Origin of the sequence: Soonwooa sp. (assembly GCF_030151385.1) — a bacterium.
Taxonomy (GTDB): domain Bacteria; phylum Bacteroidota; class Bacteroidia; order Flavobacteriales; family Weeksellaceae; genus Soonwooa.
In genome coordinates this window covers 1-22,800 of sequence record NZ_JASLDS010000024.1, presented here as the reverse complement: position 1 = coordinate 22,800, position 22,800 = coordinate 1, and the positions used below count along the sequence as shown (strand labels likewise).

The window sequence follows — 22,800 nt, the reverse complement described above, 5'->3', positions numbered from 1 at the left end:
AATGAATAAAATAATTGCATCCTTTGTTTTACTAAGCTTAGCATTAATTGCTTGCAAAGACGATAAAAAGATTGAGGAGTCAACAATCCAAGAGCATTCGACAGAAGAAAAGATAAAAAGCTTAAAAGTTTCAAAAATTACTGAGGATCAACTACCAAATGCGGCTGCTTTTCAAGGTATTTTTAAAGAAGCTTACGAATGGGAGGACATGACTGGTAAAAATGTAGCAATTCTTAGCGAAACTGGAATTTTCCGTAACTCAAATATCAAGCATGAAAATGATGGTAGCGATGCCGAATTGTTCGCATATAGTTATAGAATAGAAGGTGAGATGACGCCGCCAAATTGGAAAGTCTACGACTATATCCGCGATTGTCCTGTTGATATTGTTGCCGAATTTATTGATAACACGTTTCAAATTACTGATTTGGATAAAAACGGAATTGCCGAAGTTTGGATGATGTACAAAACCGATTGCCATGGTGATGTAAGTCCATCTGATATGAAAATTATTATGTATGAAGGCTATCAAAAGTTTGCGATGCGTGGCGAAAATAAAATAGAATTTGGACGCGACGATGATAATAATGTGCGATATGTTGGCGGCGAATATAAGTTTGACGAAGCTTTTTTGCAAGGTCCTGAAGCTTTTAGAAAGTTCGCAAAACAACTTTGGAATAAAAATATTATGGCTGGTTCAAAATAGTTGTCTGTATTTTGAAGAAATAGTCTCCAAACTCAAAGATTAGTGAAATGAAAAAGTTACTACTCGTTTTATTTTTTTTAAATCAAATAGCGTCATTTGGCCAACAAATTAAGGAACTTAATTCACAGTATTTTTTGAATTTGGCGAAATTCGAAAATGGAAGCGGTGTTTTGGAAATACTTGAATACACAAATTACGATTTGCATCAAAAATTCAAAGAAGCAAGAAAAAACAATAAACGTCTAAGTGTTGAGGAAGAAAGCAAAGCTTTTGAAAACAAAGTCTTTAAATCCGAAGAAGCTAAATATTTTTTGAATAACGAAGAGGAAAATCAAAAAATTTGGTTTTCTAGTAATAGCAAAGGGGAATTTGTAGGAATTGCCGAAGCTAAAATACCAGACTATGATTCAAAACTAAATCATTATACTTTTCGCTTTCAAAATGGTAAATTGGCAACTACCGAAGTAAAAGATGATTTGGGCAAAGTCATTAAAACCTATGAAATTAACGATTCAATTTTGATAACTAAAGGATACAAAGACAATAAAATAGAGTTTGAAAGTATTTTAAAAAAGAATAAAAAATATCCTAATTCTATAGTTATCAATTACTTTGAAAACGGAAAAGTCAAGTCGGAAGACGATTACATCAGTAATGTAACTAAAACTTATAATGAAAAAGGATTACCTAAATCCTACAAGAATTACGAAACCGACGAACAAATCGAATATGATGAGATGGGGAAAAAACTAAAGCGTTCATATAAGACAAAGGAGGAGCAGTGTTATGAGCTTTATACTAAAGGAATAATTACACAACGGACTTGCAGAAACAAAAACAATACAAAAGATGTTGAATATTCTTTTAAAGATGGGCAACTGGATTACTATTTTGTAACTGAAAATAATGAACTCAAAAAATACGATCGAAATCATAAATTATTAAAAACCGAAAAAGTTACAAGAAATTCAATCTATGTACCATAAATTGATAAATATTTCTTCCATTAGCTACATCCAATGAGATTCATTCCGCAAATGAAGCAAAAATTTTTTTTTAGAATCGCGCTACCATTAATTTTTCTTAGTGGACTGTTTTTTCTAATGAATAAATTAGGATCAACTAAATATAGAAATGAACAAGAATCAAAGCGAAAATTTAACTCTAAAATAGTGAAGATTTTTCGAGACTACGAAAATCATGGTACAGGAACTATACTTCTTAAAAATAATATCAAATATCAAGTGAATGACAATATTTATGACAAGTTAAATATTGGAGATAGCTTAATAAAAGAAAAATTAAATCTAAAAGTAATCAGAAAAGATACAATTTTGAATTTCGATTTAACTTACAAAGAGTGAACGTATTTTAAGGGATTTTAAAAAATCTTGAGATTCTTTTCAATTCTTTATTTCTTCATTTCTTCTTTTAAAATAAGTTCAAAAATCACTCCTCAATAGGATCAAAATTAGAAAAGAAAGTTGCGCCATCATCAGAATGATAAGCTTCTTTTTTCAATAAAATTTCTTTGCCTCCCACAATTTTGTAGCTCGAGATACTATCATCATAATATTCAACTTTTCCAAAAGGCTCCAATTTATTTTTCTTAATTTTTAAAAAATAAGTCGCACTTCCACCGTAAAAAATGTCTGATGTTACACAGTTTCTTTTCTTGTTGTAATGCAGATTTGGATAGTCTGCAGAATTTTCCACATCGATAAGTTTTTGCGTTTTCGGATCGAAAACAAACAATCGATTAACTTCATTAGCGCCACGTGCAGCCTGTGCAAAAGAGATTTTGACATCATTGTAACCATCATTGTTGAGGTCTTCGCTGGTGTCAACAGAGAGAGAGAAATTTTGCTTTTTGAAATGATAATCTTGGAGTTTAGTCCACTTTTTATTTTCTTTTTTAAACAATGAAAAACTAACCAAAGCATCGTCGTTTTGACTTTTCTGGACAACATCCAATTTGTACTGATTGTTTTTAATCACGCTTTTAGAATCCGAAAACTTTTGCGTTTCCTGAAAATAATAAAAACTCGAAAAAACTAAAACAAGGATAAATAGGACTGAAGTTTTCATTAGAATTGTTTTAAAGAAATAAATCTACAAAATTTTCTATTTCAAACACTTATCCGTTTACAAACGACTACAAACGATTTTAAATACTTTATAACCGACTAATGTTTTCGTCTTCTCGCAACTTTGTCACAGAGATTCAGGAAAACATTTGACGACCAAAATCTATTTGTTTAATTAAAATTTTAAAATCATGTCTTTAAGAAATCGCGTGACACTTATCGGTCGCACAGGAAAAGAAGTAGAAATCCACACTTTCGAAAGTAGAGCAAAAAGAGCAAGTCTTAGTCTTGCAACTTCAGATTATTATATCAACCAAAATGGTGAGAAAGTGGAAGAAACCCAATGGCACAATTTAGTAGCTTTTGGGAAAGTCATCGACATTTTAGAAAAATATGTTCCTAAAGGAAAAGAAATTGCTGTCGAGGGCAAAATTATGTATCGTAATTACGAAGATAAAGATGGGATAAAACGACAAATAACCGAAATCCGAATCGAAGAAATTTTGTTGTTAAGTAATTGATAAAAAAAATAACACAGAACTAATCTTCTGTGTTATTTTGATTTTTTAATCGATCATCAACATATTCGATTTCCGTTTTGCCGTGTGCGACAGGTTTTCCATTTTCGCCCAAAGCAACCATCACAATTTTATCAATGGTGATAATGGTTTGATGTGTCATTTTGTTTCGTACTTCACATTTTAGCGTAAGAGAGGTGTGTCCAAATCCAATTGGTAAAAGTCCAATTTCGATAATGTCGCCTTGTTTGGCGGAATTCACGAAATTAATTTCGGACATATATTTGGTTACGGTTTTTTGATTTTCCAGCTGGATAATAGCGTATAGAGCAGCTTCTTCATCGATCCATTCCAAAAGTCGTCCTCCAAAAAGTGTGTGGTTGGGGTTGAGGTCTTCTGGTTTTACCCATTTTCTAGTGTGGTATTTCATAGCGAGATTATTTTGATGACAAAGCTAAGTATTTAGGCTGGTTTTATCGAAGATTCTTGATGAAGTTAATCTATCCCGATAAGTTCTAAAAGTGATAATTTCTATAAGGAAAATTAAAACCAAAAATTCTAAGGACTTGTTTAAATTTTATTGCTAAAATTTTATAGTTATTTTGATATGAATTTTTTATTTCACATTTGAAGATTTAGCAGGTTAAATCAAAAATGAAGAATGAAAAATTCGCGTAAAAGAGCACCGAAATTTTGCAAAGTTTGTCGGGAAATGTTATTGTAAAAATTTCGGCAAAATTGTAAACAAGCACTTAGATTATTAGTAACTTTGCTTTTATCAAAAAGAAGAATTTTTCAAAGCATGAAACCGAGTTTAGCAAAAGGAACAAGAGATTTTACATCACAAGAAGTATTTCGTAGAAAATATATCATTAATAAACTTCAAAAGAATTTTGAACTATTTGGTTTTCAACCTTTAGAAACACCAAGTTTTGAAAATCTTGCCACTTTAACAGGAAAATATGGTGAAGAGGGCGACCGTTTGATTTTTAAAATCTTGAATTCTGGAGATTATGCTTCCAAAACAAAAGAAGAAGATTGGTCAGCGAAAAATTCTCAAAAATTGATTTCTCAAATTTCCGAAAAAGCACTTCGCTATGATTTGACAGTGCCTTTCGCAAGATTTGTAGCAATGAATAACGGACAACTGACTTTCCCATTCAAGCGTTATCAAATTCAACCGGTTTGGCGTGCTGATCGTCCACAGAAAGGTCGTTACAGAGAATTTTATCAATGTGATGCAGATGTTGTTGGCAGCACAAGTCTTTGGCAAGAAGTGGAGTTGTTGAAGTTGTATTTTAAGTCATTTTCGGATCTTAATTTGCCAGTTTCTATCCACATGAATAACCGCAAAATTCTTTCAGGATTGGCAGAATATGCGGGTATTTCGGATCAACTGATTGACTTTACGGTTGCTTTGGACAAATTGGACAAAATCGGTAAAGATGGCGTGGTTAAAGAAATGTTGGAGAAAAATATTTCTCAAGAAGCCATCGCAAAACTAGATTTCCTTTTTGAGCAGGGAAGTGATGCATTAGAAAATCTACTTCAATTGAAAGAACGTTTTGCTAATATCGAAATTGGTCTTCAAGGTGTTGACGAGTTAGAATTTGTTATTCTAAAAGCCCGAGATTTAGGAATTGAAGCAGAGAGTTTGGTGTTTAACATTACGTTGGCTAGAGGTTTAGATTATTATACAGGCGCAATTTTCGAGGTTAAAGCAGATGGTGTCGAGATGGGTTCTATTGGCGGCGGCGGTCGTTACGATAATTTGACAGAAGTTTTTGGCGTTAAGGATATGCCAGGAATCGGAATTTCTTTTGGTTTGGATAGAATCTATTTGGTTTTAGAAGAATTGAATTTATTCCCAAATTTTAATGACAATCAAGTTCAGTATTTGTTTGCAAATTACGGTGATGTAGAAGCGATTGAAGCTTATAAAATTATTTCTAAACTTAGAGATAAAAACATCGCAGCAGAACTTTATCCTGATGCGGCGAAACTAAAAAAGCAATTTACCTATGCTGAGAAAAAAGGAATTTCAAGCCTTGTTTTTCTTGGACAAGAAGAAATTGAAAACGAAACTTTGACGATTAAAAATCTTACAACTGGCGAGCAAAGAACCATTCGTCAAGAAGATTTTTTGAATATTGAATTATAAATAAATGTCCAATTCAAAAGTTTTTCATGTTCTTAACGGTGATTGTCTTGCTGAGACGCTTGGTAAAGTTATCGACAAATCCCAGATGATTATTTGGAGAGAATGTCTTATCGAAGGTCCTGTTAAGAAAGAAAATTTTTGGATAAATCGGCGAAATTTTATTGCTCAAACTTATTCTGAATCCGAAGTTGGTTATCAGCAAAAAGTGATTTCGGAATTTCAAAACTTTGAAAATATCGAAGATGCTTCTGTAATCTACTTTTGGTTTGAAGATGATGTTTTTTGTCAACTTAACTTGTGGTTTTTACTTAGTGAAGTCAAAAAAGATTTGAAGCTTTTCCGTGTTTTTCCAAAAGAAGAATCTTGGGATGGATTTGCAAATCTTACAACAACAGATTTTGAAAATCAAATTGATAAATCAATTGAAATTTCAGAACAAGATATTGCATTGGCGAAAAAATTGTGGAAAGCTTTTTCGGAAGATGATTTAGAAGAATTAAAGAAACTTTCTTCCGAAAACTCAAAAGTCTTTCGAAAGCTGAGTTTAATAGTAGATTCGATCATTGATTTAAAATCTGGAAAAATCCAATCGGAATTAAAAGATCTTTCAGAAAATTATAAAAACTTTGAAGATCTTTTTGAAGAAGTAAAACTAAAATACGGCGTTTTTGGATTTGGAGATTTACAAGTTCAAAATCTTATTAAGTAGCATCAATTTGGAAGTTATTTGCAATTGTACAAAAGCACACATAATAATAGATGATAGACATTGAAATAAAATTTGAAGATTTTCTAATTTCAACAGACAAAAATAAATTAGATATACATGCAATTCATAATTTTTTATCGAATTATTCTGGATGGAGTGACGGAATCCCAATCGAAAAAGTCAAATTATCAGTAGAAAATTCATTGAATTTTGGAATCTATTATCAAGAAAAACAAATTGGTTTTGCTAGGGTAATTTCTGATTTTTCAACAATTGCATATTTAGGAGATGTATACTTATTAGATGAATATAGAGGAAAAGGAATCTCAAAAAAAATGATGGACTTTATAATGTCACATCCAAATTTACAAGGATTAAGAAGATGGATTTTATTAACTTCAACTGCGGATTGGCTATACGAAAAATATGGATTTATTAAAGTTCCAAACCCAGATATTTATATGGAATTATATAATCCAAAGGTATATTCTAAGGGCAAATAACAACTGCAGATAACATTATATTGGCAAAATGGGGGATTTGTTATAATCGAAAGATGTGTAATATTTATCCGCCGCTGCTTTTGCCTCCTACTTGTTTATTTTTTTTCAGAGTGGGCGAACTTTTAGTTTCATATTGTTTTTTTTTCATAATTTGGACAGTCTGAAAAAACATCTGCTCTTTTGGTCTAAACTTGAACATTCGTTCAGATTAAGCGCGCAATTGGCTTCGCCGATTCTTCGACTACGCCAATACTTTTTCCGTTTGCTGCACTTGTATCACAATACTTTATCAAAAATCCAAAGTTTATGAATGAAACTAAAATTAAGCAGAAAGAACAAGATAAAAACTCAGAGGCTTGGAAAAAGTTATGTGAATATATTGAAAAAACCGCGCAGACAAATGCTGATGAATTTTCTCCTTTTGAAGAATTGGGAGCTGATTTATTTTCACAAATTTATTCTCTACCCGAAAGTATTGAAAAATTAAAAAATGTGAAGAAAGTTTGGCTTTACGGAAGTAATTTACAAAGCTTACCACCTCAAATTGGAGGAATGACGTCTCTCGAATATTTTGACCCTTATACATCTTACAATTTACATTGGTTTCCTTATGAAATAACAAAATGTACAAAATTGAAAGATAGTAGAGTTAGTACACGAGCGCTTTATGGGAATTATAAAAATAGATTGCCTTTTCCCGACTTAACAAATAATCCATTTAAGTATAATTCAGAAATAATTAAATGTAGTGTTTGTGAAAAGGAAATTAATCATGAACAAACTAATCAAAAGTGGATTACTTTAAGAATTGGAACTGATGACTTACCATTATTAGTAAATTTATGCTCAATTGATTGCGAACATAATTTGCCGCATCCCGCAAAAGGATATGTAGAGAAACCTCATAAAGGCGGTTTAAACTTAGTGCAACCAACATACAAAGACTGGGAAAATGCAAATGGTAAATCAATGACTTTTGCGGAATGGAAAGAAAAAGATGAAAAGGATAAAAAAAACAAAGAAAGTATTGAAAAAGAACCTGTGAAGCTTTTAAAGTTGATTAAAAAAATATGGCAAAGATAACCAACACTTGCAGCTAACATTTTACTGGAAAAACCTAACGAAGTGGCGTTCGGCGTAATCAAATGCGAGGTTAAATGTATAATAGAACGATTTGTAATATTTATCCGCCACTGCTTTTGCCTTCTACGTGTTTATTTTTTTTCAGAGTCGGCGAACTTTTAGTTTCATATTGTTTTTTTTCATAATTTAGACAATCTGAAAAAGCATCGGCACCATTTGATCTAAACTTGAACATTTGTTTAAATTAAGCCCACAATTGGCTTCGCCGATTCTTCGAATTCGCCAATACTTTTTCCGTTAGCGGTAATTTTACCGAACAAAATACATAATGAAAAAACTACTATTACTCGCCCTAATTTTCGCTCATTTTTTTGCCCTTGCCCAGAATGAGCATAAACTATATCATGAAAATGGAAACTTGGCAGGACAAGGGCACTTAGACAAAAATGGAGAAAAAACAGGTGAATGGAAACTTTATTATAGCAATGGAACTTTTTGGGCAATCGGTAGATATAAACACGGCAAAAAAACAGGTAAGTGGAAGCATAACGCTCTTGATGGAACATTGTGGACTATAGGCCACTATAAAAACGATAATATGGGCAAATGGAAATATTATCACGAAAACGGAAAATTAAAAGAAATTGGAAAATACGAAAACAACAAACGCGCAGGCAATTGGAAACGTTTCTTCGAAAACGGACAATTATGGATGATTGGAAAATATAAAGATGGCGAAAAAACAGGCGAATGGAAATATTACAACGAAAATGGAAAACTCACAAAAACAGAAAATTATTAAATTATGAAAAAAATTTTATTACTATTTGCAATCTTACCATTTTTTATAACTTGCAACGGACAAGGAAAAACAGACCTTTTAAAATTGAATTTAAATGAACCTGTTGAAACATTGATTAGCGAAAACGAAAACACAAACAAATTTATCGGTACAGAAAGTATGGAATATCCTTTTGCGATTTTGGTTGGAGATGCAGATGCTAACAATTTTTCAATTTCAGATGTTCCTATTAAAAAAGTTTATTTTTTGCTCTCTTCCAAAGTTGATTATCACAATGCAAATTCGGAAGGACAGATTTTCAAAACAAAAAAGCAACTTCTTAATAATCTGAACGAGCTTAAAAAGAAAAATATCGACAACAAAATATTTGGTTTCAGAGCAGTAATATCTGACGGAAAAAGCAAAGCAGAAATCAAAAAATTGCTGATTTCAAAATATGGAAAAGGAACAAAAAACCCAAATAATGACAATGGACTATATTGGAACATAAAATCCGAAAATAAATATATTTTTTTTGCACCTGATTATGATAGATTAATTGTTTTGAACAACGCTGATTTATCAAAAACTTGTTATTGGGATAATATGAATGGAATGATAAAGTTTGGAAATGCAGATTGTGATACCGAAACTTATTTTAAGGAAATGGGAGCATATAACGAGTAAAAAAACGACCACTAACATTGTATTGATACAACTTAACGAAGTGTTTCGACGTAGTTAAATGTGAGTATTTGCTATAATAGAGCGATTTGTAATATGTATCTGCCACTGCTTTTGTCTCCTACTTAGGTTTTTTTTTTTCAGAGTCGGCGAACTTTCAGTTTCATATCGTTTTTTTCATAATTTAGACAATCTGAAAGAGCGGCAGTTCCATTTTGGTCTGAACTTGAACATTCGTTCAAATTAAGCCCGCAATTGGCTTTGCCGATTCAATACTTTTTCCAGTAGCTGTAGTGTTAAAAAACAACATGTTAGAATATGAATATTGGTAACATTTTAACAAAAAATTAAATGAGAAAAATTACTTTTTTATTATTTGCTTTACTTCCATATTTTATTTTTTCGCAGCAATCGTTTAACGAATTAAAATGCTTAAAGGGAAATTGGGAAGGTTCTGCTGAAGGACAAAATATTATCGTAAATATTCTTGAAAATGAATCGAAACTTCCATTAATTACATTTACGAATTTTCAAAATGCAAAATTTACTGTTTTAGAAGCTTCGGTTTCTGAAAGCAAAAGAGGAGAAATTTTACTTAATGTTGATAAAGCAACTTTATCGTACTGTGAAAAGTGTGACTTTGTTTATGGAAAAATAAAAATTATCATAAAAAATAAAAACACTATCTTAATTAGTATAAAAGGTGTTGGACCAAATGTTTGGACGAGTTATGATCAATTTGAAGGAATGACAGATATAGAAAATCTAAAGTTATCTAAAAAGGCAAAAAATTAAAGATAAGAATTCAATTACATTTTTAAAATAAATAAATTTAAAAAAAACACTTCCGCTAACATTGTACTGGCAGAACTTAACGAAATGTTTCGACGAAGTCAAATAAGTATCGGCTCAGTTTGGTTGTTCTTAAGCTAAAATTTTTTCAAGACCACAATCGGTTTCTTCGATTCTTCGAATTCGCCAATACTTTTTTCGTTGAGCGTAATTTTGTAAGCACAGTTTCCAATAGAAAAATTTGTTTAAATTACCAATATTTGGTAACTTCGAATTAGAAATTTAAGTAGTTAAATAAAATGGGACGAAATACATCTGTTTCTTTGGGAAATTATTTTGAAGATTTTGTTGATAGTAAAGTTTCTCAAGGAAGATATAAAAACGCAAGCGAAGTAATTAGAGCTGGTTTAAGACTTTTGGAAGAAGAGGAAAATAAAGTTCAAATTTTGAAAAATGCAATTCAAGAGGGAATTGATAGTGGAATTGCAGTAGATTTCGATCCTAAAAAACATTTAGAGTCTTTAAAAGCCAAGATGAAAAATAATGGCTAATTATTTATTGACAAATAAAGCTGTTGAAGATCTTTCCAAAATTTATGAATACACATTTGAATTCTGGTCAGAAAATCAAGCAGATAAATACTATGAAGATTTGATAGATTTTTGTCAACTTCTCGCTGAAAATCCAAATATTGGAAAAAATTATACAGAAGTTGATAAGGAATTTTATGGGTTTTTAGCAAACAAGCATATAATTTTCTACAGAATTTTAAGTCAAACAGAAATTGAAGTAGAAAGAATTCTTGGCGCTGATTTTCTTCAAAGATCACTCAAAAAGGCATTAATCTCCTTATCTCGAATTTACGTTAAATAAAAAAAGACGGCAAAGCCGTCTTTTTCTATCTTTTTTGAAAGAAAATTATTGAGCAGCGTTTTCAACGTCTTGCTTCAATTCTCCCGCTTTGTTTTGTACCTGATCCAAGGCTTCGTTTGCTTTCGACTTCAAATCGTTCCCGAATTTCGTTAAATTATCTTTCGCAGTATTGAATTTGTCTTTCACTGCTTGTTGCTCTTCTGGAGTAGAATTTTTGTATTTCCAATATGCTAAAGCTCCGATTCCTAACAATGCCAATAGGCCATTTTTTGTAGATCCCATAATTTATTTTTTTTAATTATTAACAATTTGATTTTGTATCAATACTAGGAAATAACGTGCCAAAAAACATATGCTGATTCATAATAAAAAGTTAAATTTTGGCGTGCCCATTTGCGCTCACTTGGTTCGACGCTCCGCGTCGCCCGCGTTCGCGCTTCAGGTCGGTCTGCGCGCAGTCGCTGTGATGCTCGGACGGCTCCGCTACGCTCCGTCGCCTCACATCACGAGCTCCAACAATGCGCTTCGCCCTCACGCAGATGGGGGATAATTAGAAAATTTCTAAAACAGAATTTTATATTTTGAAAGCTAAAAAATTGGAATTATTCGGTTATCAAAATATCCAGTTTGCTAGCCAAATCTTTTGTGAGATTTCTTCGCGAAAAAGCCTCAATGTTGGCATTTTCAGAATTGCTATTTCCAGATTTCCAATGCTGATAAACTTGTAAAATATAAGATTTCAAACTTTCAATTTCCGAATAATCAAAATGTTTTCCAGCCTTTGTTTCCTCTAATATTTTTGAAACATCAGCATCACTTGGTCCAAAAGACAGAATTGGTTTTTCTGTCGACAGATACTCGAATAATTTCCCGGGAATAATACCTTTTGAGCTTTCGTTTGGAAAGTTGGTAATTAACAACAAATCCGAATTTTGCATTTCCTGATAAGACTCGCCGTGCGCAAGATAACCGAGGATTTGCAAATGTTTTCCAATTTTTGAAGTCTTTAGATTTTCAAGAATTTTATCATCGAGACGACCAACAAATTTCATTTCGAAATCTTGTTCAAAATCTTGATGTTCTGCCAAAAGTTCGTTGATGGCTTTCCAAAGATTTTCTGGATTTCGCAATTGTTCCAAAACACCAACATAACTCAAACTGAATTTTTCTTTGTTGCTTTTAGATTTATCATCTTGTACAAAACTACTCGTGTCAAAACCGTTTGTAATACAAACCGAATTAGCGCCCATCTTTTTGAAATTTTCGGCATCGCTATAACTTGTTGCTAAAGTCAAATCGGCTGTTTTAAAAACCAATTTTTCGAGATTGCGATGTTTTTGGTCAGACGATTTTGTAAGCTTCAGATGTTTGTAATAGGAGATTTCTGTCCACGGATCACGGAAGTCAGCAATCCATTTTAGATGCGGGATTTCTTTTTTTAATCCCAGTCCAATAAGGTGCAAAGAATGCGGTGGACCAGTTGTTACAATAACATCGATGTTGTTTTCTTGGAGATATTTTTTCAGAAACGCGATGGATGGTTTTACCCAAAACTTTCGTGCGTCAGGAATAAAAAAATTGCCTCGCACAAAAATCGATAGTTTCGACATCAAAGATTGATTTTTACCAACATCAAATTGTCCTGCTTTGTACTTTTTGTTGCCTTTACTAAATTTCTCTGCTAATTGATAAGGCTCCCAAATTTTGGTTCTTACAATCTCTAAGTTTGCAGGAACTTCCTGCAAAAGCGTTTCGTCGACAATCGGATAACTCGGATTTTCTGGTGTGTAGATAATCGGTTCCCAACCAAAGTCAGGAAGATATTTTGCAAATTTTAGCCAACGTTGTACACCTGGACCGCCTGCTGGAGGCCAGTAATAAGAGATTATTAAAACTTTTTTCGAGATTTTCATTAAAGCGCTTTTCGTCATCAAAATCGATTCTGTAAATTTACCTGTTTTTTAATATCGTCCCTAATTTAAGAACGAAAATCATTTTTCTTTTTAAACCATTTTTTTAATACTTGATTATGAAATCCTTTTACGACCAACAATTTAATGCAAGCAACTTTTCCGAAATAGATAAAGGCGATTTTGACCAATGTGTTTTCGATAATTGTGATTTCTCGGATTTTAATTTTTCGGGCTTCAAGTTTTCCGAAAGTCGTTTTGTCAATTGTAATTTGAGTCTTGCGAAGTTGGGCGACACAGCTTTTCGTGATGTAGAATTTATTGATTGCAAAATGTTAGGACTTCATTTTGAAGATTGTAATGATTTTGGATTTTCGATAGATGTGAAGCATTCGGTACTCAATCATTCCTCTTTTTATCAAGTCGATTTGCGAAAGTCAAAGTTTAAAAATGTCGATTTCCAAGAGTGCGAATTTGCAGAAGCTAATCTTTCAAAACTTATTTTGACAGATTGCCGTTTTGATCATGCTCATTTTGAGAGAAGTATTTTGGAAGCTTCGGATTTTCGTTCTGCGTCAGGATTTTCTATTAGTCCAATTGATAATTCTATTAAAAAATCCAAATTTTCTAAAGAGAATATTTCAGGTTTGTTGGATGTATTTGATATTGTGATTGACTAAAAAAACCGACTGAAGTCGGTTGTTGATTAGTTTAATTTCAAGATTTTTTGGTTAATCTGCGTTTTTACCGTAGTCGAGTTTGTCCATAAAGAACTATTTAAGTTAAGAAGTTTTTACATTTTTATGACTTATGAAGTTGATTTTTTACAAATTCCTAAAAAATATTCATGCTTTTTTGTTTTAAAAATGAAGAAAAACATAGAATTAATAGTGTTTTTAGAATCGGTACGTTGTTTGGCTTCGGTTTTATAAATATAAATAAAAATTTTGCAAATTGTATGAGAATGTTGTAAAAATAATTAAAAATTTATTAAAAGATAGTAAAGCTTAGTTTGGTGCTATTTCGAATTTTTTATGATCAATAATCTTTCTCATGAATTTGGACTTTCTAGAATATTAATATTTAACTTTGTCATTCTATTAAATAATTCTATGAAAATTAAACTAATTGCTCTAGCCGCAGTTTTGTCTTTTGGTAATATTTCTGCGCAGTACACTGATATTAATATTGTAAAAGAAGTAAAAGTCAAGCAAAAAGGAGTGGTTGTTTCTGCACATCCTTTGGCTAGTGAAGCAGGTTCTAAAATTTTAAAAGCAGGCGGAAATGCTTTTGACGCTATTATTGCGACACAATTAGCTTTGGCTGTAGTCTATCCACAAGCTGGTAACATTGGTGGTGGCGGATTTTTGGTGGCGACGACTAACAATGGAAAAAAAATCGCCTTGGATTACCGCGAAACCGCGCCAGCAAAGTCTACTTTTAATATGTATTGGGATAAAAAAGGAAATGCAAATACCGATTTGTCGCAGAATGGAAGATTGGCTGTTGGTATACCAGGAAGTATTTCGGGAATGTTTGCCACGCTGCCTTATGCAAAATTGAGTTTTGATAAGTTAATTCAGCCTGCTATAGATTATGCAGAAAAAGGTTTTGCGATTACAGAACAAGAAGCGGGACTACTTAACAAACACAAGGAAGAATTTTCTAAACATAATAAAAATGCGAATGTTTTTGTAAAACAAGAAAATTGGAAAGCTGGTGATATTTTGGTTCAGAAAGAATTGGCGGAAACATTAAAGCGTATCCAGAAAAACGGCGAAAAAGAATTTTATGAAGGTGAAACTGCGAAAATGATTGTTAACGAGATGAAACTTGGAAACGGAATTATTACGGCAGCCGATCTTAAAAATTATAAAACTAAGGAAAGAACACCTTTGACTTTTAACTATAAAGGTCACGAAGTTGTGTCGATGCCTTTGCCATCGAGCGGTGGAATTTTGTTAGCTCAAATGCTAAAAATGTACAGTTATGCTGATGTTAAAAATCCACAGCAAAATGCGATAGAAACGGTGCAACCAATGGTTGAGGCAGAACGTCGTGCCTATGCCGATCGTGCAGAATATATGGGCGATCCAGATTTTATCAAAGATGAAACAACGAAATTGATGAGCGATGCTTACCTACAAAATCGTTGGAAATCTTACAATCCTAATCAAGCGACGCCAAGTAGCGAAGTTGGAAAGATTATTCCGCAAGGAAAGGAAAGTACAGAGACGACGCATATTTCGATTTTGGATAAAGAAGGAAATGCGGTTTCTGTGACGACGACGCTTAATGGATTTTATGGTAGTAAAACAGTCGTTTCGGGTGCGGGATTTTTGTTAAATAACGAAATGGATGACTTCTCTATCAAGCCAGGAGTCCCAAATATGTATGGTGCTGTTGGTGGCGAAGCCAACGCGATTAAAGCGGGAAAAAGAATGTTGTCGTCGATGGCGCCAACTATTTTGATGAAAGATAATAAAGTAAAAATGGTTGTTGGTACACCTGGTGGAACAACGATTCCGACCTCGGTTTTCCAAGCGATTGTGGATGTTGTAGATTTTGGATTAAATGCTAATTTCTCGGTTAATGCGCCTAAATTTCACCAACAATGGTTGCCAGAAACGGTGGCTGTTGAGAAAAATTTCCCTGAGTCGACTGTGAAGTCTTTGGAGAAAATGGGTTACAAAATCGAACGTCGCGAACAAATTGGTAGAACAGAACTTATCCTTGTTGACGATAACAAAAACATTCATGCGGTGGCTGATGGTCGTGGTGACGACTCAGTTGGTGTAGAATAGTTTTTTAAAAATATTTTTTGAAAGGAGTTTAGATTTGAGGTCTAAGCTCCTTTTTTTATTTAAAATAGAAGCAAAAAAAATATTAAAATATCAGATATCATTTAAGCAAGACAAGATTGTGAAGTGTTTTTCCGTTATTCTAAAAAATTTGGAAAGTTATTTTTGTTTGAGATTTGGTCAATTGTTTTTCTAATTTTTTGATTAAGATTTTCATTTTTCGTGATAATATTTTTGTCTAAAAACTTAATTAAATCTTCGTCGGTTTTCGTATTATTAAATGCATTTATTAAGAGTTTCTTTCCTCCTTTTTCTAAAATTAAATCACAGAGAATAGCTCCGATTACATATTGTGGATTTGTTGCGTTATCCAGACTGTAAAAATCAAAGGGTTTTGACAGATTGATTTCTTTATTCTTTTTCAGATATTCATTTACTCGTTTTGTATGATAGATTAAGGGCTTTCCAAAATGCGCTTTATCTTTAGAAATGTACGCAGAAATACCTGTTAACAATAATTCGTTTGCGTTGGGATAAAACTCGTTTATGAAATGGGTAATTTCGTGGTAATGGTTTTCTCCTGATTTTTGTGTCGCATATATAAAGTTGTTTTTACTTTCAAAATAGCCACATTCTTCAGAAGTTCCCTTGCTGAAAATATAGTCGTAGCCTATCATATCATAAATATTATCGCAGTTTTCGGCAATAAAATAAGTGAGCTTTTCTGGCTTAATTTCGAAAGTTTTGCAAAGATTTATATAGAAGTCTTCGGCTTCTGTTGCTCTTTCAAAACTAAAATTATAGGTTGATGGATAGATGTATTTAAAATTTTTTGTCTCGGTGATTTTCCAATCTTTAGTGTACTCAAATATGAAATTGGATAATTTTATGCCGTCATTAGTCTTTTTTGCAATGACATTTGTGATGGCAAAAATCTCTCGATTTTCGGTTTCGAATAATGATTTTATCAAGTACTTGTTTTCAGAAATAGGATTAATGCTTAAAACTCGATTGTCGAAGTTCCAATTCATTAGAGAGGGATTGATAATTCCTGACATATCGAGAATGTTAAAGTTTTTGAGATTTTTTATTTCGCTTGAATCCCAATATTCTTTTGAATTTGTTTTGAGATTGGCTTTCCAAATTTCATTTACTTTGCTTACCTCCGCGTTTTCCAGATTAACATTAAAATTGGTTGAATAAGTCTGAGCATTTGCTTGTAGTGTGAAACAGAAAAGCGCAAGAATATATAGTTGTTTTCTCATTTTTAAAAATTAGTCGTTTTGAAAAGCTGTTTAAATTTGTTTTTTTAGTGATTCAATCCAACCATCCAACATCCAATTCTTTAATTGATATGGATATTCTTCATAGAATTTATTGTCTTCAGTGATTGTGTCGCCATTATCAAAATTAATTTTTGAAGTTAAAAGAAGATTATATGCTTCTTGTTTTTTATTTAGAAAATATAGACATGTTGCCTTGTAAAACTGACTGTCCGAATATTTAGGATAATACTTCAAACTTTGATCAAAATATTCCATTGCCTTGGTATAGTTTTCTTTTTCTAAATAAATGATGCCTAGGTAAAATAATTCGAAGTAGTGCGGGTCAAATTTATTAGCTTTTGAAAAGTCAATGGAGGATTGAATATCCTTTTCGGCAGCGTCTAACTGATTTAATTGAAGTTTGGATAATCCTCGATAAAAATAAAATGTATGATCCATAATAATTCCAGTAGAATAGTGGCTAATTAACAGGTCAAAATCTTGAATGGCACTTTTATAATTTTTCTGAAAAATACATTTTATAAACGCTCTATAAGACAGGTATTTATCATATTTGTCATCATTTTCTACGGCTTTGTCCATGTACTGCATTCCTAGCTCATATTTTTTTTCTTTAAATAAAGGCATTGCTTTTTGCTGTAACAGAAAGGCATCATTTGGTCTTATGGCTAATGCAGAATCTATATATTGTTGATATTTAGGATGATAAATAGAGTGGTTGTAGGCACCTTTTTTAAGATATTTCTCATAAACCTCTTCTTTAGTTTGACCTAATATCGTAGTCACCGAAAATAAAGCGACTAAAAAAATAATATTCTTTTTCAACATTCATTTATTTTTTGATAAAATCAAAGATAGCAGAAAAAGTATCAGTGTAGTGGAGTTATTGTTGGTAATTGATTGAATATCTGTTTTATTGATTGCCAAAAGCTTTATAATGTTAAGAAATATTGAATCTCATTATCTGAGTGATGTTTTTATTGTAGCAGTGAATAAAAAAAGAATTTTAGTTTTTAGTTTTAAATTGATAAATGAGAAAATTTTCAATTATTATTTGTTAATGTGTCTGTTGTTTTAACTTTTTTGATTTATTTTTAGAAAAACAAAATGCATGCTAATATTATTTGGAACAAAGTCTGTTGGAAGGACTATAAAAACTGGAAATTTCCTTTGTCCTCGTTGTCAAACCGAAAGGCAATATCAACTTAGAGAAAATCGAAAATATTTTACACTTTTCTTTGTACCTCTTATTCCACTTGATAAATTACAAGATACGCTGGAATGCAAATATTGTCATACAGCTTATATTCCGCAATCGATATTAGAGCCGTCAGAATATACGCCACAAGTTCTTGCAACAGATGGATTGTCGGAAACAATTAGTTCTTTTGGCGCAAGAATTGGAAGTTTCTTTATAGATTCGGTTTTGTTGGTTCTGCTTAATTTTCCGTTAGCCATGTTGGCGAGTTCGTTGAAAGACTATTTGCCAAAGAATTTTATTTTGACATTTTTGCCCATTTGGTTTTTGTATTTCTTTTTGATGGAGTGGCTTCTAAAAGGTACAGTTGGCAAGAAAATTTGCAAAATAAAGATTGTTTCTGATTCTGATGGAGAAGTTTCTGTGTTTCAATATTTTATTAGAGCATTTGTTAAAATGATTCCAATTGTGAATATTATTGTGTTTTTTAATGATAAACATAAAGGTTGTCATGATTTTGCAGCACAAACTATTGTTGTAGACAAATAATGTTTCAGGTTAAATTTTGGGAGAATCTTATTATTAAAATGTGCTTTGGAAAAAGCTTTGTCTATCCAAAATTTTAAAAGCATAATTCTTATTTTTGCATTATTAAAATTAAAATATGACTTCTTACTTAGAATTTACTTTCAAAATAAAACCAGTACAACCTTGGAGCGAGATATTAATGGCAGAACTTATCGGCATTGGATTCGATAGTTTTACCGAAGAGCTTGACGGGATTTTGGCATATATCCAAGAGGATTTGTACAGTGAAGAAGCTCTGAAAGAGCTTAATCTTCTTAATTCGCCAGATGTCGAAATTTCTTATGAATACAGACAAATGCCTAACATCAACTGGAATGAAGAATGGGAAAAAAACTTTACACCAATTAATATTGATGACAAAGTATTGATAAGAGCAGAATTCCATGAAAGTCAAAATTTACCATACGAAATTATTATTCAGCCGAAGATGTCTTTCGGTACAGGTCATCATGCGACAACGCATTTGATGATTCAGCAGATGTATGATATGAATTTCAAAGACAAAAAAGTTTTGGATATGGGTTGCGGAACTTCGGTGTTGGCAATTTTTGCTAAGCAACGAGGTGCTGGCGAAACTTTGGCAATCGACATCGACGAATGGTCTGTAGAAAATTCTAACGAAAATGCAGAACGTAATAATGTTGATTTGAAAATCGAATTAGGAACTGCCGAGAATCTTGGTAAAGAAAAATTTGATGTTATCTTGGCAAATATCAATCGTAATATATTGATTTCTGATATTCCGACTTATGTTAAAGATTTGAATGACGGCGGCGAATTATTATTGTCAGGACTTTGCTTCTTCGATGTTGATGATATTTTGGAAGTTTGTAAAGCTCAGAATTTAACTTTAGAAAGACAACTGCAAAGAGAAGAGTGGGTAAGTCTTCTTTTGAAAAAATAGTCAACTCTCACGTCTTTGCGTGAGGGCGAAGCGCATTGTTGGAGCTCGTTTTCTGTGATGGACGCTGAGCGAAGATCAGAAACAGCGACTGCGCGAAGACCGACCGAAAAAACACTACGGCGCGGACGACAAAGTCGTCCGCGCCGTAGTGTTTTGAGGGCACGTCCAAAATATTATTTAGTGCGAATCCATTTCCAAAGTTCTTTGGCTGTGGCTTTGTTTCCATACATCAAAATACCGATTCTGTAGATTTTTGCTGCGACAAAAACCATGAAAAGGGTAGAGGCGATTAGCAATGAAATAGACAATAAAATCTGCCAAGCTGGAACGCCAAACGGAATTCTTGCAACCATCGCAACAGGCGACGTGAACGGAATAATCGATAACCAAAATCCAAGAGGTCCATCTGGATTGTTGAAAATCGTGAAACTTCCGTACATACCCAACATCAAAGGCATTATCGCAAATAAAGTAAATTGTTGTGTTTCGGTTTCGTTGTCAACAGCCGAACCAATTGCGGCGTACATCGAGCTGTAGAAGATATATCCACAAAGGAAAAACACGATGAAAACGGCGATAATCAATCCGAAATTCATATCCAATAATGTGTGCGAAACTTGTCCGATAATCTGTTGGATGTCCATTTTGCCCATCGCTTCGCCAGCTTGTCCCTGTACATTGCCTTGCATTGCAGTAAAACCTGTGTTAAGGAACAATGCCGATGTGACAAACATCCCAATCCAAATGATGAACTGCGTCAACGCGACCAATGTTACCCCGATTATTTTTCCCATCATCAATTCGAAAGGTTTAACGGACGAAATGATAATCTCGACAACGCGGTTGTTTTTTTCTTCCAAAACGCTGCGCATCACACGAACACCATAGATGATGATGAACATAAAAGTGGCGTACACCAAAACCATGCTTAGTCCAGTTTTGATACCGAAAGCCATGTCGTTGTCAGGTTTGTTGTTTTCAGCGATGTTTTGTGTTGTGATTTTAAAACCAGAATTAAGGTCAACGATTTGGGTTTCTGAAAGTCCAAGTTCTTTAATTTTTTCTTTTTTCAGAATTTCGCTTAGGTCACTATTAATGGACGCTTTGGTGTCCATTCCGATTTTTTTGTTCGTCAAAAGCTTGGTCGAAGATTCCAGAGCATTTAGATTTTTGTCTTTAACTTCTGGAATTATCAAAAGTCCATCGATACCTTCCATATCTTTAAGCGTCGCTGTAAGAGCAGCTTCTGTGGAGCTCGGCACCATGGTGTAGGTAATGTCTTTAGTTGATTTTAGCTGGTTTGTAAAAATGCCACTTTTGTCGATTACGTTAAAGTGGTATTCTGACTTGTTAGCCTTGAACATAAAAGCGACTAAAACGCCAAAACCAATCATTAGGAGTGGCGCCAAAATCGTAAGAATAATAAAAGATTTTTTCTTAACCTGCGTCAAGTATTCTCTTTTGGTGATAAGTATAATGTTTTTCATTGTTGTCAAAAAATTAGTGCAGATTAGTTAGACTTCACAGCGTTGATGAAAACTTCGTTCATGCTCGGTATTTTTTCGTTGAAGCTTCTCACGTTTCCAATGTTCATCAAATCCTGAAGCAAAAGATTTCTGTTTTCAACGTTTTCAAAATCAAAAGATACCAAAGCATTTTCTTCTTTAACATCTTGCAACTGATGCAGATTGCGGAAGTTTTCGAATTTCGAATTGTCGAAATCTGATAAAGTCACGGCAAAAATATTTTGTTTGAACTGCTCTCTAACATCAAAAACTTTTCCGTCCAAGACTTTGCGAGAATTGTTGATTAGCGCAACATAATCGCACATCTCTTCAACACTTTCCATGCGGTGTGTCGATAGAATAATCGTAGTGCCGTTTTCTTTTAGTTTTAGGATTTGGTCTTTAATAAGATTGGCGTTAACAGGGTCAAAACCAGAAAAAGGCTCATCCAAAATCAACAATTTTGGGCGGTGCAAAACCGTTACCACAAACTGAATTTTCTGTGCCATACCTTTCGATAATTCGCTTAATTTTTTCTTCCACCATTGGTCGATTTCCAACTGCGCAAACCAATATTTCGCTTGTTCTAGCGCATCTTGACGCGTCATCCCTTTCAACTCGCCAAAATAAAGAAGTTGGTCGCCAACCGTCATATTTTTATAAAGTCCGCGCTCTTCGGGCATATAGCCAATTTGTTTGATGTGCTCGGGATTAAGCGGTTGATCGTTGATCCAAACTTGACCTTCGTCAGGTTGCGTAATTTGGTTAATGATACGGATAAAGGAGGTTTTTCCGGCGCCATTAGGACCCAAAAGTCCATAAATACTTGCAGTAGGAACGTTGATGCTGAAATCTTGCAAAGCAACTTTTTTTCCGGCGTTGTAAGTTTTTTTAATGTGTTCTGCTCTTAGCATAATTTTATTTTTTAGGAGCTTTATCACGCTGTCCGCTATATCTTTTTTGGTCACTGAGCGGAGCCGAAGTCACCAAAAAAGGATGCCGCTTCCATCGTGGCTAGGGATTTCTCATCCGTAGAAAGGTTCTCCTTTTTTATTAATTTTTTTTGAATCTATAAAATTAGTCTAAACTTTCCTGAAATGTTACAGAATACTTTAGAAAAAATCAGCTTTCAAAACCCTAGAGCTATGTTTTAAGTTTGACGAAAATATTTGGAGAAAAAGCAACGCTTACAAAACTTCCATTTAAAAGTATAATGATGCTACCCCACTGTCAATTTGAGATTTTGTATTACAGAGATTCCTCCTGCGTTGGAAATCAAAAATTCGGCGTAGTCAATGCCCCCAAAAAAAGAAAGTCTCATTCATAACCTAGCAAAAAATCTTAGGTTATGAATTATTAATTAAACCACTAAAATTAACTTTTGGGTTCTCTACTCTTGATTCTCGATTCTTGTTTCTTGATTCTTGTTTCTTGATTCTCGGTTCTCGGCTCCTGATACCTTGCTCTTGGTTTGCGGCTCTTTATTCTTTATTCTTTATTCTTTATTCTTTATTCTTTATTCTTTTGATTCCAGCCTCTAAAACCTGACTTTCGACACATTTTTTCAATTATTTGTAAAGACTTTTTTCTAGTTTTTTCAGGCATTGTAACTTTGCAACTTCAAATCTTAAAACTCAGTTCAGAAAATGGTAAATTTTGTTTTGATTGCGGTATGCATTATTGCTGGAATGCTTTTCAAAGCAACAAAATC

25 protein-coding genes are annotated in these 22,800 nt (G+C 33.0%); 17 read left to right on the top strand and 8 right to left on the bottom strand.

Going from position 1 to position 22,800, the window contains the following annotated elements; genetic code table 11:
- Window position 1 precedes the first annotated feature (1 nt).
- From Q1V95_RS03285 to Q1V95_RS03275, 3 genes are all read left to right on the top strand, one after another.
- On the top strand, window positions 2-706 hold the full coding sequence (locus Q1V95_RS03285; protein WP_300670242.1) for a M949_RS01915 family surface polysaccharide biosynthesis protein: 705 nt from the start codon (window positions 2-4) through the stop codon (window positions 704-706).
- 47 nt (window positions 707-753) lie between these two features.
- Window positions 754-1,692: a hypothetical protein gene (locus Q1V95_RS03280; protein ID WP_300670240.1), complete on the top strand. Its 939-nt coding sequence runs from the start codon at window positions 754-756 to the stop codon at window positions 1,690-1,692.
- A 186-nt stretch (window positions 1,693-1,878) separates the two neighbouring features.
- Window positions 1,879-2,070: a hypothetical protein gene (locus Q1V95_RS03275; protein ID WP_300670238.1), complete on the top strand. Its 192-nt coding sequence runs from the start codon at window positions 1,879-1,881 to the stop codon at window positions 2,068-2,070.
- An 85-nt stretch (window positions 2,071-2,155) separates the two neighbouring features.
- Here the strand turns inward: Q1V95_RS03275 and Q1V95_RS03270 are convergent, their stop codons facing one another.
- A complete protein-coding gene (locus tag Q1V95_RS03270) occupies window positions 2,156-2,794 on the bottom strand; it encodes a hypothetical protein (protein WP_300670236.1) in 639 nt (212 codons plus the stop codon).
- A 190-nt stretch (window positions 2,795-2,984) separates the two neighbouring features.
- Here Q1V95_RS03270 and ssb point away from each other — a divergent pair, with 190 nt between their 5' ends.
- Window positions 2,985-3,314, top strand: a complete 330-nt coding sequence (gene ssb, locus Q1V95_RS03265) for a single-stranded DNA-binding protein (RefSeq protein ID WP_300670235.1) — start codon at window positions 2,985-2,987, stop codon at window positions 3,312-3,314.
- Between the two features lie 19 nt (window positions 3,315-3,333).
- Here ssb and Q1V95_RS03260 read toward each other — a convergent pair whose 3' ends face one another.
- The gene (locus Q1V95_RS03260; protein WP_300670233.1) at window positions 3,334-3,741 is read right to left on the bottom strand and encodes a hotdog domain-containing protein; all 408 of its coding nucleotides are present in this window, start codon (window positions 3,739-3,741) and stop codon (window positions 3,334-3,336) included.
- A 372-nt stretch (window positions 3,742-4,113) separates the two neighbouring features.
- On the opposite strand from Q1V95_RS03260, the gene hisS reads away from it, so the two are divergent.
- The 9 genes from hisS (at window position 4,114) to Q1V95_RS03215 (ending at window position 10,897) form a co-directional block, all read left to right on the top strand.
- Window positions 4,114-5,472 carry a histidine--tRNA ligase gene (hisS, locus tag Q1V95_RS03255; RefSeq protein WP_300670231.1) on the top strand — a complete coding sequence of 453 codons (1,359 nt, stop codon included), beginning with the start codon at window positions 4,114-4,116 and terminating at the stop codon, window positions 5,470-5,472.
- Between the two features lie 4 nt (window positions 5,473-5,476).
- A complete protein-coding gene (locus tag Q1V95_RS03250) occupies window positions 5,477-6,181 on the top strand; it encodes a DUF1835 domain-containing protein (RefSeq protein ID WP_300670229.1) in 705 nt (234 codons plus the stop codon).
- 50 nt (window positions 6,182-6,231) lie between these two features.
- The gene (locus tag Q1V95_RS03245) at window positions 6,232-6,684 is read left to right on the top strand and encodes a GNAT family N-acetyltransferase (RefSeq protein WP_300670227.1); all 453 of its coding nucleotides are present in this window, start codon (window positions 6,232-6,234) and stop codon (window positions 6,682-6,684) included.
- Window positions 6,685-6,990: 306 nt separating this feature from the next.
- Window positions 6,991-7,767 (top strand): hypothetical protein, encoded by a 777-nt coding sequence (locus tag Q1V95_RS03240; protein ID WP_300670225.1) that lies wholly within the window; start codon window positions 6,991-6,993, stop codon window positions 7,765-7,767.
- 328 nt (window positions 7,768-8,095) lie between these two features.
- Complete coding sequence (locus Q1V95_RS03235; RefSeq protein ID WP_300670223.1) at window positions 8,096-8,569, top strand: hypothetical protein; 474 nt, start codon at window positions 8,096-8,098, stop codon at window positions 8,567-8,569.
- Window positions 8,570-8,572: 3 nt separating this feature from the next.
- Window positions 8,573-9,235: a hypothetical protein gene (locus Q1V95_RS03230; protein ID WP_300670221.1), complete on the top strand. Its 663-nt coding sequence runs from the start codon at window positions 8,573-8,575 to the stop codon at window positions 9,233-9,235.
- A 348-nt stretch (window positions 9,236-9,583) separates the two neighbouring features.
- Window positions 9,584-10,027 (top strand): hypothetical protein, encoded by a 444-nt coding sequence (locus Q1V95_RS03225; protein ID WP_300670219.1) that lies wholly within the window; start codon window positions 9,584-9,586, stop codon window positions 10,025-10,027.
- Between the two features lie 296 nt (window positions 10,028-10,323).
- Window positions 10,324-10,575: a type II toxin-antitoxin system ParD family antitoxin gene (locus tag Q1V95_RS03220; RefSeq protein WP_300670217.1), complete on the top strand. Its 252-nt coding sequence runs from the start codon at window positions 10,324-10,326 to the stop codon at window positions 10,573-10,575.
- On the top strand, window positions 10,568-10,897 hold the full coding sequence (locus Q1V95_RS03215; RefSeq protein ID WP_300670215.1) for a type II toxin-antitoxin system RelE/ParE family toxin: 330 nt from the start codon (window positions 10,568-10,570) through the stop codon (window positions 10,895-10,897). Before Q1V95_RS03220 ends, Q1V95_RS03215 begins: the two co-directional genes overlap by 8 nt.
- 45 nt (window positions 10,898-10,942) lie before the next feature.
- Here Q1V95_RS03215 and Q1V95_RS03210 read toward each other — a convergent pair whose 3' ends face one another.
- Both Q1V95_RS03210 and Q1V95_RS03205 read right to left on the bottom strand, forming a co-directional pair.
- Complete coding sequence (locus Q1V95_RS03210) at window positions 10,943-11,179, bottom strand: YtxH domain-containing protein (RefSeq protein WP_300670213.1); 237 nt, start codon at window positions 11,177-11,179, stop codon at window positions 10,943-10,945.
- 320 nt (window positions 11,180-11,499) lie between these two features.
- Window positions 11,500-12,810 carry a glycosyltransferase gene (locus tag Q1V95_RS03205; protein ID WP_300670211.1) on the bottom strand — a complete coding sequence of 437 codons (1,311 nt, stop codon included), beginning with the start codon at window positions 12,808-12,810 and terminating at the stop codon, window positions 11,500-11,502.
- A 116-nt stretch (window positions 12,811-12,926) separates the two neighbouring features.
- Between Q1V95_RS03205 and Q1V95_RS03200 the strand changes: the two genes are divergently transcribed.
- Together Q1V95_RS03200 and ggt are read left to right on the top strand one after the other, a co-directional pair.
- Window positions 12,927-13,487, top strand: coding sequence for a pentapeptide repeat-containing protein (locus Q1V95_RS03200; protein WP_300670210.1), 561 nt, complete (start codon window positions 12,927-12,929; stop codon window positions 13,485-13,487).
- Window positions 13,488-13,919: 432 nt separating this feature from the next.
- Window positions 13,920-15,611 (top strand): gamma-glutamyltransferase, encoded by a 1,692-nt coding sequence (gene ggt, locus Q1V95_RS03195; RefSeq protein ID WP_300670209.1) that lies wholly within the window; start codon window positions 13,920-13,922, stop codon window positions 15,609-15,611.
- A gap of 134 nt (window positions 15,612-15,745) precedes the next feature.
- On the opposite strand, the gene Q1V95_RS03190 is transcribed toward ggt, so the two are convergent.
- Both Q1V95_RS03190 and Q1V95_RS03185 read right to left on the bottom strand, forming a co-directional pair.
- On the bottom strand, window positions 15,746-16,873 hold the full coding sequence (locus Q1V95_RS03190; RefSeq protein WP_300670207.1) for a hypothetical protein: 1,128 nt from the start codon (window positions 16,871-16,873) through the stop codon (window positions 15,746-15,748).
- 30 nt (window positions 16,874-16,903) lie between these two features.
- Window positions 16,904-17,722 (bottom strand): tetratricopeptide repeat protein, encoded by an 819-nt coding sequence (locus tag Q1V95_RS03185; protein ID WP_300670205.1) that lies wholly within the window; start codon window positions 17,720-17,722, stop codon window positions 16,904-16,906.
- A 283-nt stretch (window positions 17,723-18,005) separates the two neighbouring features.
- Between Q1V95_RS03185 and Q1V95_RS03180 the strand changes: the two genes are divergently transcribed.
- Together Q1V95_RS03180 and prmA are read left to right on the top strand one after the other, a co-directional pair.
- The gene (locus Q1V95_RS03180; RefSeq protein WP_300670203.1) at window positions 18,006-18,641 is read left to right on the top strand and encodes an RDD family protein; all 636 of its coding nucleotides are present in this window, start codon (window positions 18,006-18,008) and stop codon (window positions 18,639-18,641) included.
- A gap of 115 nt (window positions 18,642-18,756) precedes the next feature.
- Window positions 18,757-19,584, top strand: a complete 828-nt coding sequence (prmA, locus tag Q1V95_RS03175) for a 50S ribosomal protein L11 methyltransferase (protein WP_300670201.1) — start codon at window positions 18,757-18,759, stop codon at window positions 19,582-19,584.
- Between the two features lie 173 nt (window positions 19,585-19,757).
- Here prmA and Q1V95_RS03170 read toward each other — a convergent pair whose 3' ends face one another.
- A complete protein-coding gene (locus Q1V95_RS03170) occupies window positions 19,758-21,071 on the bottom strand; it encodes an ABC transporter permease (protein ID WP_300670199.1) in 1,314 nt (437 codons plus the stop codon).
- Window positions 21,072-21,094: 23 nt separating this feature from the next.
- Window positions 21,095-22,003, bottom strand: coding sequence for an ATP-binding cassette domain-containing protein (locus Q1V95_RS03165; RefSeq protein WP_079667054.1), 909 nt, complete (start codon window positions 22,001-22,003; stop codon window positions 21,095-21,097).
- Between the last annotated feature and the right edge of the window lie 797 nt (window positions 22,004-22,800).

Excerpts from the sequence above, each read along its gene's own strand:
- ggt (WP_300670209.1), top strand. The coding sequence starts at position 13,920 with ATGAAAATTAAACTAATTGCTCTAGCCGCAGTTTTGTCTTTTGGTAAT.
- Q1V95_RS03210 (WP_300670213.1), bottom strand. The coding sequence starts at position 11,179 with ATGGGATCTACAAAAAATGGCCTATTGGCATTGTTAGGAATCGGAGCT.
- hisS (WP_300670231.1), top strand. The coding sequence starts at position 4,114 with ATGAAACCGAGTTTAGCAAAAGGAACAAGAGATTTTACATCACAAGAA.
- Q1V95_RS03185 (WP_300670205.1), bottom strand. The coding sequence starts at position 17,722 with ATGTTGAAAAAGAATATTATTTTTTTAGTCGCTTTATTTTCGGTGACT.
- prmA (WP_300670201.1), top strand. The coding sequence starts at position 18,757 with ATGACTTCTTACTTAGAATTTACTTTCAAAATAAAACCAGTACAACCT.
- Q1V95_RS03285 (WP_300670242.1), top strand. The coding sequence starts at position 2 with ATGAATAAAATAATTGCATCCTTTGTTTTACTAAGCTTAGCATTAATT.
- Q1V95_RS03260 (WP_300670233.1), bottom strand. The coding sequence starts at position 3,741 with ATGAAATACCACACTAGAAAATGGGTAAAACCAGAAGACCTCAACCCC.
- ssb (WP_300670235.1), top strand. The coding sequence starts at position 2,985 with ATGTCTTTAAGAAATCGCGTGACACTTATCGGTCGCACAGGAAAAGAA.
- Q1V95_RS03180 (WP_300670203.1), top strand. The coding sequence starts at position 18,006 with ATGCTAATATTATTTGGAACAAAGTCTGTTGGAAGGACTATAAAAACT.
- Q1V95_RS03190 (WP_300670207.1), bottom strand. The coding sequence starts at position 16,873 with ATGAGAAAACAACTATATATTCTTGCGCTTTTCTGTTTCACACTACAA.
- Q1V95_RS03225 (WP_300670219.1), top strand. The coding sequence starts at position 9,584 with ATGAGAAAAATTACTTTTTTATTATTTGCTTTACTTCCATATTTTATT.
- Q1V95_RS03200 (WP_300670210.1), top strand. The coding sequence starts at position 12,927 with ATGAAATCCTTTTACGACCAACAATTTAATGCAAGCAACTTTTCCGAA.
- Q1V95_RS03245 (WP_300670227.1), top strand. The coding sequence starts at position 6,232 with ATGATAGACATTGAAATAAAATTTGAAGATTTTCTAATTTCAACAGAC.
- Q1V95_RS03220 (WP_300670217.1), top strand. The coding sequence starts at position 10,324 with ATGGGACGAAATACATCTGTTTCTTTGGGAAATTATTTTGAAGATTTT.
- Q1V95_RS03230 (WP_300670221.1), top strand. The coding sequence starts at position 8,573 with ATGAAAAAAATTTTATTACTATTTGCAATCTTACCATTTTTTATAACT.
- Q1V95_RS03250 (WP_300670229.1), top strand. The coding sequence starts at position 5,477 with ATGTCCAATTCAAAAGTTTTTCATGTTCTTAACGGTGATTGTCTTGCT.
- Q1V95_RS03235 (WP_300670223.1), top strand. The coding sequence starts at position 8,096 with ATGAAAAAACTACTATTACTCGCCCTAATTTTCGCTCATTTTTTTGCC.
- Q1V95_RS03280 (WP_300670240.1), top strand. The coding sequence starts at position 754 with ATGAAAAAGTTACTACTCGTTTTATTTTTTTTAAATCAAATAGCGTCA.
- Q1V95_RS03205 (WP_300670211.1), bottom strand. The coding sequence starts at position 12,810 with ATGAAAATCTCGAAAAAAGTTTTAATAATCTCTTATTACTGGCCTCCA.
- Q1V95_RS03165 (WP_079667054.1), bottom strand. The coding sequence starts at position 22,003 with ATGCTAAGAGCAGAACACATTAAAAAAACTTACAACGCCGGAAAAAAA.
- Q1V95_RS03270 (WP_300670236.1), bottom strand. The coding sequence starts at position 2,794 with ATGAAAACTTCAGTCCTATTTATCCTTGTTTTAGTTTTTTCGAGTTTT.
- Q1V95_RS03240 (WP_300670225.1), top strand. The coding sequence starts at position 6,991 with ATGAATGAAACTAAAATTAAGCAGAAAGAACAAGATAAAAACTCAGAG.
- Q1V95_RS03170 (WP_300670199.1), bottom strand. The coding sequence starts at position 21,071 with ATGAAAAACATTATACTTATCACCAAAAGAGAATACTTGACGCAGGTT.
- Q1V95_RS03215 (WP_300670215.1), top strand. The coding sequence starts at position 10,568 with ATGGCTAATTATTTATTGACAAATAAAGCTGTTGAAGATCTTTCCAAA.